Below are 12,914 nucleotides of genomic sequence, written 5' to 3'. Positions count from 1 at the left end.
GTCGCCGGCCGGCCTCGGCAGGTCGTCGACCGGGCAGGCGGTGGAGGCTGGGCGCCCCGTCCGCCGCGGTAATCGGGCATCACTCACCTCATGTGTTCTGGTTCACCTGATGGGCGCGGCCATCGCCGATCCGGGCCGGGGCCGGTGTCGCCGCCAGCACGCACTGCCTGCGGCAACACCGCCCCCGCCACGCCGGTCTGGGGAGAGGCCTGGCGCACCACGGAGCCTGACCGGCTGCGCCCCGTCCGCGGAAGGGGTTGCGGGTTTCCGAGCCCACCTGGCAACAGGAAACCCCGCGAACAGCGGATCTCACCAAAAGCAACTGCTTCATAACTATGCGTAGCCATAGGCTCGTGGGTGTTGTCGTGGGCGGGCGCCTTCGGCGCACAGACGAGAGGGCGATCTCATGGACCTGGTCGGTGGCGAAGGCGCGCCTCAGGCCGAGACGAGCGCGGACGGGGCCGAGACCACCTTCGGGGCGGAGCTGCGCCGCCTGCGTCAGGAGGCGGGGAAGTCGCAGGCGGACCTGGCCGGGAAGCTGAGGACCAACAAGGGATACCTGAGCCGGCTGGAGCGCGGGTTGCAGCGGCCGAGCGAGGCGTTCGCGCGTGCCTTGGACGACGCGCTCGGGGCCGGGGGCGCGCTGTTCACGCTCGCGGTCGGCCCGGCCACCGGCACCTGCCCTTACCCCGGGCTGACCTCGTTTCGGGAGCAGGACGCGCCATGGTTCTTCGGACGGGATCGGGCGGTCGCCGATCTGCTGGGGCTGCTGGCGGATCCGGGCACGGCCGGGCATCCGGCGGTGGTGGTCGGCCCGTCCGGGATCGGTAAGTCTTCGCTGCTGCGGGCCGGGTTGGCGGCGGCGGTCGCCCGCGGTGCGCTGCCGGCGCGGCAGCCCGGCACGCCGGAGACGCTGTACCTGACGCCGACCGCGCGCCCGGTGGAGGAGTTGCGCGGCCGGGAGGCTCGGCGTCGGCTGGAGTCGTACGCACTGGTGGTGGTGGACCAGTTCGAGGAGCTTTTCACCTTGTGCGGGGACCAAGCGGAACGCGAGGCGTTCATCGAGGAGGTGTGCGGCAGCGCCGCCGACGGCGTCCCAGTGGTGCTCGGTGTGCGCGCCGACTTCTACGGGCACTGCCTGGCCCACCCGGGTCTGCTGGACGCGCTGCGCAAGCGGGCGCTGCCCTTGGGGCCGATGACCGTCCCGCAGCTGCGCCAGGCGATCACCGAACCGGCCTTGGCCGAGGGCCTGTCGCTGGAGCCGGGGCTGGTGGAGGTGCTGTTGCGGGACCTGGGAGCCGCCCCCGGCGCCGAGTTGTGCGCGGCGGGGGCGCTGCCGCTGCTGTCGCACGCCCTGCGCGCCACCTGGCAGCACCGCGCCGACGGTGTCCTGACCGTCGCCGGTTACGAGCGCACCGGCGGAATCCACGGTGCCATCGCCGCTTCGGCCGAACGCGTCTACGCCCAGCTCAGCCCTCAGGAACAGGATGCGGCCCGGGCGGTGATACTGCGCATGGTGCGGGTCGGTGACCACGGGGACGACGTGCGGCAGCCGGCCGGCCGGGACGCGCTGGTCGCGGCGGACCCCGCGGCGGAGCGGGTCGTGGAGGCGTTCACGCGGGCCCGGCTGCTGACCGCCGACGCCGGGCACGTGGAGATCAGCCATGAGGCGCTGCTGGGGGCCTGGCCTCGGCTGCGCGCATGGATCGACGATGGCCGCACCGCCCTGCGCACCCGCCAGCAGCTGGCCGCGGCGGCCCGGGCCTGGCGGCAGGAGGGCGGTGACCCGCACCTGCTGTACCGGGGGGCCCGGCTCGCCGCCGCCCAGGACCTCACCGTCGAACATCGCGTCAGCCAGGAGGAACAGGACTTCATCCGCGCATCGCAAGAACGGCAGGAGGCCGAGGCGCGGGCGGAACGCCTCCGGTCTCGGCGGCTACGGCGACTCACCGCAGCCCTGGCCGTCCTGACCGTTCTCGTCGCCTGTGTCGCCGCTGTCGCCGTCCACCAGAGCAGTAGGGCCCGGCACCAGACTGCCCAGGCGAACGCGGCGGCACTGGCCGCCGCGGCGGCCGAAGCCCGCGCCCAGGGCCGCAATGAGACCGCTGATCTCCTCGCGGCCGCGGCGTACCGGCTCGACCCCGGCGCGGTGCAGGCACGCAGCGCACTGTTGAGTACCCAGGGCGATCTGCTCACCCGCCGTTTGCCGTCCCCGCCACGCTCGGTCCGGCGGCTGGGCCAGGCGCTCTCACCGGGCGGACGGACCTTGGCCACCTACGACGAGGCCAACCGGGTCCAGCTGTGGGATCTACCGGCCGGGATGCTGCGCCGTGAACTGGCCACCGGACCAGAGACCATCGCCCCCCAGGCCGTCACCGTCAGCACCGACGGGCACACCGTCGCGGTCGGCAAGGGGTCGGCCAAGCGCGTGTGGGTGTGGTCCGATGGCACACCGCGCACCTTCGAGATGCCCGACGCGGTCACCTGCGTCGCGCTCAGCCCGGACGGAAAGGCTCTGGCGGTGGCCGGGGACAGCACCAGCGTGCGGATCATCGACGCCCGCACCGGGCAACCGCTCACCACCCTGACCGGCGGCCACCGCGGCGCGGTGCAAGGCCTCGTCTACAGCCCCGACGGCAGGCAGATCGCCACGGCAGGAAAAGACGGAGTCATCGCCGTCTGGGACGCCCATAACCCAGACGAGCCCCGGCGCAGGCACGCCGTCCGGGACGGGAACCTGCTGTCTGCGACGTTTTCCTCCGACGGCCGCTACCTGGCGGCCGTCGGACACGACCGGCTGGCCCTGCTGTGGGATCTGCGCGAGAACCACGCGAAAACGCTGACCACTCCGGTCACCGGGTCCGCCCTGCGGTCGGCGGCGTTCAGCCCCGACAACCGCATCCTGGTCACGGCGGGCGACGAACTGCGGCTCAGTCTCTGGAGCGTCGCCACCCGAGGACCGCTGGTCCCCCTCGTAGGCCACACCGCACCCGTCCACGGAGTCGGCTTCACCGGCCAAGGCCGCACCCTGCTGAGCACCGCAGAGGACGGCACCACGGCCCAGTGGGACCTGACCCGGGCGATGGTGCCGGGCGCCGCCGGGCAATTCCACGAAGCCGTGACCTTTCTACGCGGCGGCGTGTCGATCGTGGCCAGCGACAACAGGACCGTCCGCCTGTGGGACACGACCACGCACGCCTACCAGGGCGCGTTCGAAGGCCACACCGGCGGCGTGTACCGCCTGGCCACCGACGCCAGCGGCCAGGTCCTGGCCACGGCCGGGTGGGACGGCAGCGTACGCCTGTGGGACCCCGCCACCCGCCGCCAGCGCGAGCTCCTCCTCGACCACACCACCGGGGTCTGCGGACTCGCCGTCAGCCCAACCGGAAAGATCATCACTGCCGGAGACTCCGGCGGCACCCTCCACATCTGGAACCGCGGCATCGACGGCCGCTACCGCACGGTGAAACTGCGGGGCGAAGGGGCCGACGCGGCACCCTGCGCCCTGGCCATCAGCCACGATGAACGATGGCTCGCCTTCGGCAACGACGTCGGCCAGATCCATCTGCTCGACCTGACCTCGTCCACCCCGCCCAAGCCGATCGGCCGCCACCACGACTCGGTCCGCAGCGTGGCCTTCACCCGCGACGGCACCACCCTGGCCAGCGCCAGTGACGACCACGAGGCACGCGTCTGGAACCTGGACAAGGGCACCCACCAGCTCCTCACCCGCTTCGCCGCCGAAGCCCGCAGCGTGGCGTTCAACACCGACGGGACACTCCTTGCCGCCTCCGCCAGCGACGGCACGATCCGCCTCTGGGACAGCCGCACCTACCAGCCATTCGCCACCCTCACCGGACACCACGACAAGGTCGACAGCATCACCTTCCACCCCACCAAGCCGCTGCTGGCCAGCGCCGGCGTCGACGGCACCGTCCGCCTCTGGGACCTCGACCCGGGCCGCGTCCGCGAGCACGCATGCACCCGCGCCCTGCCCCGGAACGCCGAGGAATGGAAGAACTACGCGCCCCATATCCCGCCCCCTAAGACCTGCGCGTAAGACCCGCGCGAGAGGCAGGCGTCCCTGCTCCGACCTGCGCGCCGCCGAGCAATACTTCCGCGACGACCGCGAGCCCTCCGGCAACGCCAGCTCACAGTTCGCGCACGTCCGCGCGTCCTTCCGCTGGCCCACACTCACCATTCTCCCAGGACAGCACCCAACCGCCCACGAAAACACAGGGGAGATCACCGATGCGGGGACCGCCGAGGGCTAGTCAGCTCAGGGCCGGATCCCCGGCCCCGGAGCGTCCGGGAACGATTCGCCGACGCGCACCAGCTGGTCCAGCCCGATCCTGGTCAGCACCTCCACCAACCGGGGATGCGGACGCAGCAGCACCAGCTCCCCACCAGCGGCAACAGCGGCCTTCCACAGCCGGACGAAGGCGTTGATGCCCGAGGAATCACAAAAGGGCGCCAGCGATAGCTCCAGCGCGATCCGCGGCGCCGCCTCCTGCACGATCAACAGCCCGACCCGATCCAGCAGCTCCGGAGCCGTCGCCACCTGACCCTCAGCCACCGGCCGGCCGACTCGACCTCCACACCCAGCCCAGGCCCAGGCATTGCCCCATATGGGGTCGCGGCCATCTCACCAATCCCCACCCGGGCCAACAGAGGCCCTGAATGCCCCCATTACGCCCCGAGTCGTCCTCCAACGGTTGAGGTTCGGGAACGGGCACTTAGGCTTAGCGCCTGAGTTTGAACCCGCATCGGATGCGAGGCTCCCCTGCCGGGACCCCAGGCGCCGCCGTGACCGCGGGGCCTGGACGGCGGCCAGGCCCTCGCGGCGCCGACGGCGATCAGCTTGTGAAGCCGACTTGCGGGGTGTTCAGGGGCGGCGGTAGTGGAGCGTGACCGCGCCGCTGGTGGGGATGGTGGTGGTTCCGGCGAGTTGCCAGGTGGATGCGTGGTCGGTGGGGAGCAGGCGCACGCCACCGCCGAGGGTCGCGGGCACCACGGTCAGGTAGAGCTCGTCGACCAGGCCTGCCTTGAGGAGCGCTTGGATGATGCTGGCGCTGTTCAGGACGAGGATGTCCCGGCCAGGAGCGGCCTTGAGTGACCGGACCTCTGTTTCGGGGTCGCGGGCGATCCGGGCGTTGGTCCATTCGGTCTTCTCCAGATCGGCTTGCTGCAGCGTCGTGGAGAACACCACCTTCTCGACGGTGGCGAGCCAGTTGCCCAGATCACGGGTTCGGGCCGAACTGCTCGGGTCCTTGGTCAGTCCGGGCCATACGGAGGTGAAGCCCTCCCAGTTGGTCCGGCCGACGATCGCTGTGCTCGCACCACGCCAGATCCCCTCATAGAAGACCTCGCTCTGCGGACTCATGATGTGCTCCATGGCCCAGCTCATGTCGTCATCGGGTCCGGTGCTGCTGTAGCCATCGATCGACACGACGGCGTCGGCGATGACGGTGCGCTGCGGTCCAGTGGTCTCGGTCATGGTGGTCTCCGTTTCATTGTTGACGGTCTCGTAAACAGTGTCCATCGGATTCTGTGTATGCTAGACACAATTTGCGAGTGGCGACAAGCCCGAAGTTTCGGAGGCTCGATGTGAACGGCACCGTGGAGTTGCTGTGGGGGTTGCGGCAACCGCCGAGCCGCGGACCCAAGCCTGTGCTCAGCGTTGACCGCATCGCCCGGGCCGCGATGGACATCGCCGACGTCGAAGGGCTCGCCGGGATCTCCATGCAGCGGGTGGCCGCCGAACTCGACTTCACCAAAATGGCGCTCTACCGCCATATCAGAGGGAAGGACGAGCTGCTCGCCGTCATGATCGAGTTGGCCGTCGGCGACCCGCCCGATCTGACCGGGGTGCCGGGCGGCTGGCGCGGCAAGCTCGGGCAGTGGGCCCATCAGATGTGGGCGACCTGGGACCGCCACCCGTGGTTGCCGGGCGCCACCGTCGGCGACCGGATCATGGGCCCACGAGAGGTCGGCTGGACCGAGGCCGCGGTCGCCGCGCTGGCCGGGATCGGGCTGAGCGGCGCCGAACAGCTGGACGCCGTTCTCCTACTCAGCGGCCACGTCCGCAACACCCGGTCAACCACAGCGGCCGGCACCCAGCCATGGACAGCCGACCGGCGGCTCAACCCCGCTATCAACGCCCTGCTCGATGACCCCGCCGATCGCTTTCCCGCGCTGACCGCCGCGATCACAGCCGCCGGGACCCCGTCCCCGGGCAGCAGCCGCGAGTTCGGCCTCCGACGCATCCTCGACAGCCTGGAACTCCTCATCACCCAACGCTCACGCTGAACCCGCAACCCCCTCGATCAACCAGTGGGCGGGGGCTGACGCTTTTCAGACGGGCTGATCGGTTCAGGTCGGTTGGCCGCGGCTGAGGCGCAGGGCCGCTGACCAGGTGACCAGCGAGCCGGCGTAGGCCAAGTCAGCTCAGGGTGCATCAGCCGTAGCCGGGCCAGCAGGTCGCGGGCCGCGTCGCGGTCGGCATGGCCCGCCGGGGTGACCATCACCATCACCGGCAGGCTGCCCAAATCATCGGCCAGCTGCCGCTTGTGGCCGTTGGTCTTCCCGCGACGGGTGCGCAGGCGGGCGCGCGGCTGATCGCGGATGTGGCCGATCACGCCGACTCGTGCCCAGCGGGCGAAGAACGCATAGACCGTCTGCCAGGGAACGCCGTAGTCGTGCGGCAGCGCCCGCCATGTGATGCCGTTGTCGACCACGTAGCGGATCGCGTTCACGATCACCCGCCGTGGATGCTTCTCGGGCCTGCCTCCGCGCGGTGTGCGGCAGGCCGGGACCGGTAGCAGCGGCTCGATCAGCGCCCATTCGGCCGCGGTGGTGTCGGAGGAATAGCGGCGCCTGCGCATCACCGGCCTCCCCTTAGCAGAGCAGCCCCTTGCGGACCTGGTAGAGCGATCAGGGATCCGTTCGCGGGTCGGGCACCGTGCCCCCAGAACGAACGGCCTGCGCGGCCGCCGCCTGCCGCTGGCGCCGCGCCCGGGTCTTGCACCGCCGCGAACAAAAGACCGCGGCCCGGAGTCGACCGCGCCGGCCCGGGTCAGGCCGGTGCCGTGAACCCCGATTCGCTCCGCTTCGCCTGATTGAGGAGCGCGGCAAAGGCCTCAGGAGTAAGCGTGAGGAGCCCTGCTTCGGGCGCCTTGCTGTCCCTGATGGCGATGCCCTGCGGCAGCACGGCCAACTCAACACAGTTGCTGCACTCGTACGATCGCGCAGACTTACGCCACGTGGTCATGACTTCTCCTAGGGAAGCAACTCGCCCCGCCTCACCCGACGGATGAGGACGGCAAAGGCCTGGGGCGTGAGGGTGAGGTGGCCGACGTCGGGTGCCTTGCTGTCTCGGAGGCCGACGCCGTGGGGGAGTTGCGCCAGTTCCACGCATTGCTCGGAGGTGCCCTGTGTGCTTCGGCTGGACTTGCGCCATGTCGGACGGTTCATGGCTTCTCCTCAGGGAAGCAGCTCGTCCCGCTTCGCGTGATGGATGAGGGCGGTGAAGGCCTGGGGGGTGAGGGTGAGGTGGTCGTTCTCGGGGGCTTTGCTGTCTCGGATGGCGATGGCGTGGGGGAGTGCGGCCAGCTCGACGCAGTTGCCGTGGTCTTCTGACCGCGCAGATTTGCGCCATTGAATGATCATGAAAGTGAGTCCAGTGTCTTGGCGATGAAGGCACGGGATGCCTCGACGGTCAGCGAGGACATGCCGATCTGGTCGTACCGTATCGCCTGTTCCTGGATATCGGCCGGGTCGAGCGAGATGTGACCCGTGGAGCCGACTGTGGCGAAGCCGAGGTCGCCGGTGGGTGTCTGCATGACTGTGAAGCCGCCTCCGACGCCGCCGTAGCCGATCAGACGGTCCGACGTCACTCGCAGGTAGACGTTCGGACGTTCGGAGGCTTCGAGGAGGTAGCTGAGCTGGTCGCTCATCACGTCCACGTCTCCGAAGACTCGCAGGACGGCCGCCGTGTCGAGGATGGCCATGAGCTTGCACGGGTTCTGGCGGGTGAGGATCTCCTGGCGGGCCAGGCGCTCGGCGACCGCATCGTCCGCGTCCATTCTGCGGCTGGACGTGAAGACGGCGCGGGCGTAGCTCTCGCGCTGGAGCAGGCCTGGGATCAGTGAGGGCTCGTAAGTCTTGATGAGGTTCGCGCGCCGCTCGTATTCCTTGAACGTCTCCCACCAATCGAGGTCTTGGGCGTTTTTGGCGTGTTTGACGAGGTTCTCGAAGAAGCCCAGCAAGCCCCACTCGCGGTCCAAGATCCGCGCCCGCGCAATGGGGAGCTGGACGTCGCCCGATTCGTACCGTGCAACAGTTGAGCGATCGCAGTCGAGGATGACTGCTAAGGCGGCCCCGGAGATCTTGCGGAGCTGACGCTGTCTGCGCAGCTCAACGGCTATGAGATGCCAGAGGGAGAAGTCGGGGCGCAGCGAGTCGGCGCGGCTCATCGGTGTTCCTCCATTGTTGCATCTGCTTCACGAACCTTCCGAATTTAACTCGCACTGGCCACTCTTGTCCTGGAAACGCAAAGAAAGGAGGGCGGGTGAAATGGCAGTGAAAGCCACGCAAGTGGGCGAGTTGGACATTTGTTGTCGGGCTGGGCGGACGGTGCCGGGGATGGTGCGGTCGTTGGTTGGGTTCCGGCTTGCGGAATGGGGGCTGTCGGGCGTCGCCGGGGATGTGCTTTTGGTCGCCGGGGAACTGGTCGCGAATGCGGTGCAGAGCACGCCGGATCGGGAGATTCGGGTCAGGTTCACGCGGGAAAGCGATGGGGTCGTGCTCGCCGTATGGGATTCGGCCGAGGGGATGCCTGTCGTCCAGCCCGTGATGGAGCTGGACGATGTCCAGCCTGATCCGCTTGCTCTGGAGCCGGGGCATGAGGAGGGTGGACGGGGGCTTCAGATCGTCCGGGGGCTGGCGTCCGACTGCGGGGTCAGGGAGACCGAGCCCGTCGGGAAATGGGTGTGGGCGGCGGTCTCGTGCTGATCCGGTTCCGGATGTGGCGGGGGCGGCGGACCGCCCTGCGTCACCTGGACGTGCTGGCGCTCGCGGTCAAGGCGCGCGGGTACCGGTGCGTGAAGCTGTACGCGCGCGAATTCCCCCGTCCGCTGCTCTGGGTCTACGCGAGCGGCGTCGCCGAGGACGTCGGGGTCGTGGTCGCGGCCCGGGTCTACTCCGGTGGGATCTGGGCCTACCACGACGTCCGGCGGGGGACGGGCGGCTACCTCTGCCCGTGCGGGGACGCGAAAGCGGCGGCGGAGCAGGTCGATTTGCTGTTGAAGCACCGCATGTATCCGTCCACCTGGTGATCAGGGCGGGAATGGTCGCGTGTGCTAGCGTTTCTGGCGACTTCTCACCGTAGGGTCCGCCCTCGCAGTTCAGCCTCCTGGTGTCCGGTGACATCGGGAAGGTGAAAGTCACACCAGATCCTGACAAGGGGTGTGACGATGGGCGCTGCCCACGAAGCGGATCCGGCCGTGGAGGCCGTCGATCTGGTCAAGACCTACCCGGCGGGCCGGAACAAGGCGCCGGTCTCGGCGTTGCGGGGGCTGAGCTTTTCCGCGGCGAAGGGGAGCGTCTTCGGGCTGCTCGGTCCGAACGGGGCCGGGAAATCGACCACGGTGAAGATCCTCGCGACGCTCTCGGCCGCCGACTCGGGGTCGGCGCGTGTGGCCGGGATCGATGTGCGGACGCGGCCTGAGCGGGTGCGCCGGGCGATCGGGTTCGTGTCCCAGAAGCCCGGTACGGACCCGATGGCCACCGCGACCGAGAACCTGGTGCTCGCCGGGCGGCTGCACGGGATGTCCCGCCGGGACGCCGTGGCGCGGGCCCGCGAGCTGGTCGACCGGTTCGGCCTGGCCGATGCCGCGGACCGGCTGGTGCGGACGTACTCCGGCGGCATGGCGCGCAAGCTCGACGTCGCTCTGGGGTTGATGCATCGGCCCCGGGTGCTCTTCCTCGACGAGCCGACGACGGGGCTCGACCCGCAGGCGCGCGGCGAGATGTGGGCCGAGATCGCGCGGATGGCCGAGGAGGAGGAGATGACGGTCCTCCTGACGACGCACTACCTGGAGGAGGCCGACCACCTCGCCGACCGGCTCGCGATCGTCGATCACGGCGCGGTGGTCGCCGCGGGCAGCCCGGACGAACTCAAGAGCGGCCTGCGCGGCGATGTCGTCCACGTGGAGCTCGCCCAGGCCGATGAGAGGGCGCTCGCTGTGCTGCGGAGAGTGGCCGGGCTGCGGGAGATCACCCTGGACGGGAGCACCGTCCGCGGGCGTACCGGTGACGGGGCGCGGGCGTTGCCGCCCGTGCTGGCCGCGCTCGAGGAGGCGGGTGTCGCGGTGAGCTCCGCGAGTCTTGCCAGGCCCTCGCTCGACGATGTCTATCTCCGGCATACCGGTCACAGCCTCGACGCCGACGCGGCCCCAGGAGTCTGGAGGTGACGAAGTGACCGCCGCATCCGCACGGTTGGCCACTTCGGCTCCGGTGACCGTGATCACGCACTCCGCGCTGCTGACCGGCCGGTTGTTGCGTGCCCTCAGGCGGATGCCGACCTTTCTCGTCATCGGGCTCGTCCAGCCGGTGATCTGGCTGTTGTTGTTCGGGCAGCTCTTCCGCTCGGTCGTGAACCTGCCCGGGTTCACCGATGCGGGCGGTGGCTTCCTGCAGTTCCTCACGCCGGGCGTGGTGATGATGACCGCGCTGTTCGCGAGCGCCTGGTCCGGGACGACCTACCTCCAGGACATCGATCGCGGCGTGATGGACCGGATCCTCACCTCACCCGCCAGCCGGGCCGCCCTGGTGATCGCGACCATGACCTACCAGGCGATCCAGACGCTCGTGCAGAGCCTGATCATCGTGGCGATCGCCCTGGTCGCCGGTGCCAGGTTCCCCGGGGGTGTTGCCGGTGTCTTCGTCACGTTCCTGGCCGCGGTGCTGTTGGCGCTGATCTTCTCGACGCTGTCCGACGCCGTCGCCCTGCTGACCCGGCAGCAGGAGTCGCTCATCGCGATCTCCCAGTTCACCACGCTGCCGCTGATGTTTCTCAGCTCGGCCGTGATGGACCTCGGCCTCGCCCCCGCCTGGGTCGGCCATGTCGCCGACTACAACCCCATGGAATGGGCGGTCACCGCGGCCCGGGAGGCGATGCTCGCCCGTCCCGACTGGAGCACGGTCTGGACGCACCTCGGGTTGCTGACAGCGGCAGCCGTCGTGATGGGACTGGTGTCGACGCGCGCCTTTCGTACCTATCAGAAGGCGGCGTGAGGCGGTGAGGTAGCCGACGACCAGATTGGCTAGCGAAGGGCGGTCGTGGTGAGGGCTTTGCCTTGCGCGCCGCCCTTCGTCCATTTGGCGAAGGGGACCTGCCAGTAACCCCAGCCGTTCCACCAGGCGAGGGAACGCTTGGTGCCGGTGATGGTGACAAGGTCGCCGCGATAGGACCAGTGGTAGAACCACTTGGCGTCGCCGCCGGGGGACCGGACGCAGCCGTGGCTACAGTTCCGGTTACCGAGGCAGGACGGGTCGTCCATGTTCTGGTGGATGTACTCGCCGCTGTTGGAGATGCGGGTGGCCCACGGGACCTTTTCGTCGTACCAGCCGGGGTCGCCCTTCTTCTTGCCGGGCGGGCGCATGCGCTCGATGCGGCTGCGGTCCATGGTGAGGTGGACGCCGCTGGTCGTGAGCAGGTGGTCGACGCCGTCCTTCTGGACGTCGCCGCCGGAGCCGAGGCTGACGCCCCAGGTGCGGATGGTCTGTCCGTTCTTTTTGACGACGGCGCGATGGGTTTTGGCGTTGATGTTGACGGTGTGCGAGTCGCCGATCCGGAAGGTGCGGGTCACGTCGCGGTCGCCGAAGACGTCGTCGCCGATTTTCAGGCCCGCGTAATGGACGGTGAGGCTGACCTTCTGGTTCGGCTTCCAGGGGCGCTTCGGGCGGAAGACGACGGAGGGGAGTCCATTGAAGGATTCGCCGGGGGCGAGCCAGCGCCAGGCCCCCTCGGTGGGGGTGGACGACGAAATTTCGATGCTGCGCTCGATGGCGGCCTTGGCCTTTTCGGGCACGGCCTTGTTGAACTGGACGAAGACCGGCATCCCGGTGCCGACCGTCTCGTTCTGGCTCGGGACGACGTTGTTGACCCGGGTCGCGGCGGTGGCGCGGGTGGTGCGGAACGCGCTGGTGGCGGTCGTCGACTTGCCCTTCGCGGACGTCGCGGTGGCGGACACCTGGTAGCTGCCGCCCGGCCGCAATGTCCAGGTCGAACGCCATTTGGTCTTGTCGGCGGAGAGGGCGCCGGGGACGTCCGCGCCCTTCAGTTTCACCGACACCGCGCCGAGCGTGCCGCCCGCGGCGGTGACCGTCACGCCCTCGTCCGGGCGGGCCTTGCCGTCGCCGTTCGCCGGGGTGATCGTGACCTTCGGGGTGCCGTCGTCGCCGCCCTTCGCGGTCGTCCCGGCGCCGCCTCCGTCCCCGCCGCCGCCGCATGCCGCCGCCAGCCCCAGGACCAGGGCCATCGCCAACGCCTTACCTCGCACCGCTCTCCCTCATCAGCCCGCCGGGCCCGCGCCACGGCGGGACGGCAACAAGATCGCTTACGGAACGGCCTTCGAGTTCCCGGCCCGCGCGGTGGCGGGACGGCGGGTTCTGGCGTCCGAACACTTGTAACGACCATCGTCCCGCGAAGGTTCGACTCCCGGGGGAACTTCACAGATCTTTCACAGTTCGGGCGGCGGTGGCGGGTGGTGCGGGGCGTGCCCGGCGGCCGGACGCAGCCGGATGAAAATGGCCTAATCGGGGCGAAGAAGGAAATGCCCTGAAACTGGTCGCGTATTGGGCCTCGTGTTGGGCTGATGATGGGCATTCCTGGGGGTGTTCTCGCAGGTCAG

13 protein-coding genes and 1 pseudogene are annotated in these 12,914 nt (G+C 69.5%); 6 read left to right on the top strand and 8 right to left on the bottom strand.

The window, feature by feature from the left end; genetic code table 11:
* Positions 1-406: 406 nt before the first annotated feature.
* Positions 407-4,060 (top strand): helix-turn-helix domain-containing protein, encoded by a 3,654-nt coding sequence (locus ACH34T_RS18370; protein ID WP_395993365.1) that lies wholly within the window; start codon positions 407-409, stop codon positions 4,058-4,060.
* A 219-nt stretch (positions 4,061-4,279) separates the two neighbouring features.
* Here ACH34T_RS18370 and ACH34T_RS18365 read toward each other — a convergent pair whose 3' ends face one another.
* Positions 4,280-4,561 carry an STAS domain-containing protein gene (locus ACH34T_RS18365; protein WP_395993364.1) on the bottom strand — a complete coding sequence of 94 codons (282 nt, stop codon included), beginning with the start codon at positions 4,559-4,561 and terminating at the stop codon, positions 4,280-4,282.
* 324 nt (positions 4,562-4,885) lie between these two features.
* Positions 4,886-5,497, bottom strand: a complete 612-nt coding sequence (locus tag ACH34T_RS18360) for a dihydrofolate reductase family protein (protein WP_395993363.1) — start codon at positions 5,495-5,497, stop codon at positions 4,886-4,888.
* Between the two features lie 173 nt (positions 5,498-5,670).
* Between ACH34T_RS18360 and ACH34T_RS18355 the strand changes: the two genes are divergently transcribed.
* Positions 5,671-6,309, top strand: coding sequence for a TetR/AcrR family transcriptional regulator (locus ACH34T_RS18355; RefSeq protein WP_395993362.1), 639 nt, complete (start codon positions 5,671-5,673; stop codon positions 6,307-6,309).
* 99 nt (positions 6,310-6,408) lie between these two features.
* On the opposite strand, the pseudogene ACH34T_RS18350 reads toward ACH34T_RS18355, so the two are convergent.
* The 5 genes and pseudogenes from ACH34T_RS18350 to ACH34T_RS18330 all read right to left on the bottom strand — a co-directional run.
* Positions 6,409-6,884, bottom strand: a pseudogene (locus ACH34T_RS18350) (transposase); the annotation flags it as partial.
* A gap of 191 nt (positions 6,885-7,075) precedes the next feature.
* The gene (locus tag ACH34T_RS18345) at positions 7,076-7,270 is read right to left on the bottom strand and encodes a DUF397 domain-containing protein (protein WP_395993361.1); all 195 of its coding nucleotides are present in this window, start codon (positions 7,268-7,270) and stop codon (positions 7,076-7,078) included.
* 8 nt (positions 7,271-7,278) lie between these two features.
* Positions 7,279-7,473: a DUF397 domain-containing protein gene (locus tag ACH34T_RS18340; RefSeq protein ID WP_395993360.1), complete on the bottom strand. Its 195-nt coding sequence runs from the start codon at positions 7,471-7,473 to the stop codon at positions 7,279-7,281.
* Between the two features lie 9 nt (positions 7,474-7,482).
* Complete coding sequence (locus ACH34T_RS18335) at positions 7,483-7,668, bottom strand: DUF397 domain-containing protein (RefSeq protein ID WP_395993359.1); 186 nt, start codon at positions 7,666-7,668, stop codon at positions 7,483-7,485.
* Positions 7,665-8,474, bottom strand: coding sequence for a Scr1 family TA system antitoxin-like transcriptional regulator (locus ACH34T_RS18330; RefSeq protein ID WP_395993358.1), 810 nt, complete (start codon positions 8,472-8,474; stop codon positions 7,665-7,667). Before ACH34T_RS18330 ends, ACH34T_RS18335 begins: the two co-directional genes overlap by 4 nt.
* A gap of 100 nt (positions 8,475-8,574) precedes the next feature.
* Here ACH34T_RS18330 and ACH34T_RS18325 point away from each other — a divergent pair, with 100 nt between their 5' ends.
* From ACH34T_RS18325 to ACH34T_RS18310, 4 genes are all read left to right on the top strand, one after another.
* The gene (locus tag ACH34T_RS18325) at positions 8,575-9,012 is read left to right on the top strand and encodes an ATP-binding protein (protein WP_395993357.1); all 438 of its coding nucleotides are present in this window, start codon (positions 8,575-8,577) and stop codon (positions 9,010-9,012) included.
* Positions 8,991-9,335 (top strand): hypothetical protein, encoded by a 345-nt coding sequence (locus ACH34T_RS18320; protein WP_395993356.1) that lies wholly within the window; start codon positions 8,991-8,993, stop codon positions 9,333-9,335. The genes ACH34T_RS18325 and ACH34T_RS18320 overlap by 22 nt, the downstream gene beginning before the upstream one ends.
* Positions 9,336-9,473: 138 nt before the next feature.
* The gene (locus ACH34T_RS18315) at positions 9,474-10,472 is read left to right on the top strand and encodes an ATP-binding cassette domain-containing protein (RefSeq protein ID WP_395993355.1); all 999 of its coding nucleotides are present in this window, start codon (positions 9,474-9,476) and stop codon (positions 10,470-10,472) included.
* Between the two features lie 4 nt (positions 10,473-10,476).
* Complete coding sequence (locus ACH34T_RS18310; RefSeq protein WP_395993354.1) at positions 10,477-11,295, top strand: ABC transporter permease; 819 nt, start codon at positions 10,477-10,479, stop codon at positions 11,293-11,295.
* Between the two features lie 29 nt (positions 11,296-11,324).
* On the opposite strand, the gene ACH34T_RS18305 is transcribed toward ACH34T_RS18310, so the two are convergent.
* Positions 11,325-12,542, bottom strand: coding sequence for an Ig-like domain-containing protein (locus ACH34T_RS18305; protein WP_395993353.1), 1,218 nt, complete (start codon positions 12,540-12,542; stop codon positions 11,325-11,327).
* Between the last annotated feature and the right edge of the window lie 372 nt (positions 12,543-12,914).

The sequence above is a fragment of the Actinomadura sp. 9N215 genome (genome assembly GCF_044326345.1).
Classification (GTDB): domain Bacteria; phylum Actinomycetota; class Actinomycetes; order Streptosporangiales; family Streptosporangiaceae; genus Spirillospora.
This window is presented reverse-complemented; position numbering and strand designations above follow the sequence as displayed.

Excerpts from the sequence above, each read along its gene's own strand:
- ACH34T_RS18345 (WP_395993361.1), bottom strand. The coding sequence starts at position 7,270 with ATGACCACGTGGCGTAAGTCTGCGCGATCGTACGAGTGCAGCAACTGT.
- ACH34T_RS18325 (WP_395993357.1), top strand. The coding sequence starts at position 8,575 with ATGGCAGTGAAAGCCACGCAAGTGGGCGAGTTGGACATTTGTTGTCGG.
- ACH34T_RS18360 (WP_395993363.1), bottom strand. The coding sequence starts at position 5,497 with ATGACCGAGACCACTGGACCGCAGCGCACCGTCATCGCCGACGCCGTC.
- ACH34T_RS18370 (WP_395993365.1), top strand. The coding sequence starts at position 407 with ATGGACCTGGTCGGTGGCGAAGGCGCGCCTCAGGCCGAGACGAGCGCG.
- ACH34T_RS18340 (WP_395993360.1), bottom strand. The coding sequence starts at position 7,473 with ATGAACCGTCCGACATGGCGCAAGTCCAGCCGAAGCACACAGGGCACC.
- ACH34T_RS18335 (WP_395993359.1), bottom strand. The coding sequence starts at position 7,668 with ATGATCATTCAATGGCGCAAATCTGCGCGGTCAGAAGACCACGGCAAC.
- ACH34T_RS18305 (WP_395993353.1), bottom strand. The coding sequence starts at position 12,542 with ATGGCCCTGGTCCTGGGGCTGGCGGCGGCATGCGGCGGCGGCGGGGAC.
- ACH34T_RS18330 (WP_395993358.1), bottom strand. The coding sequence starts at position 8,474 with ATGAGCCGCGCCGACTCGCTGCGCCCCGACTTCTCCCTCTGGCATCTC.
- ACH34T_RS18315 (WP_395993355.1), top strand. The coding sequence starts at position 9,474 with ATGGGCGCTGCCCACGAAGCGGATCCGGCCGTGGAGGCCGTCGATCTG.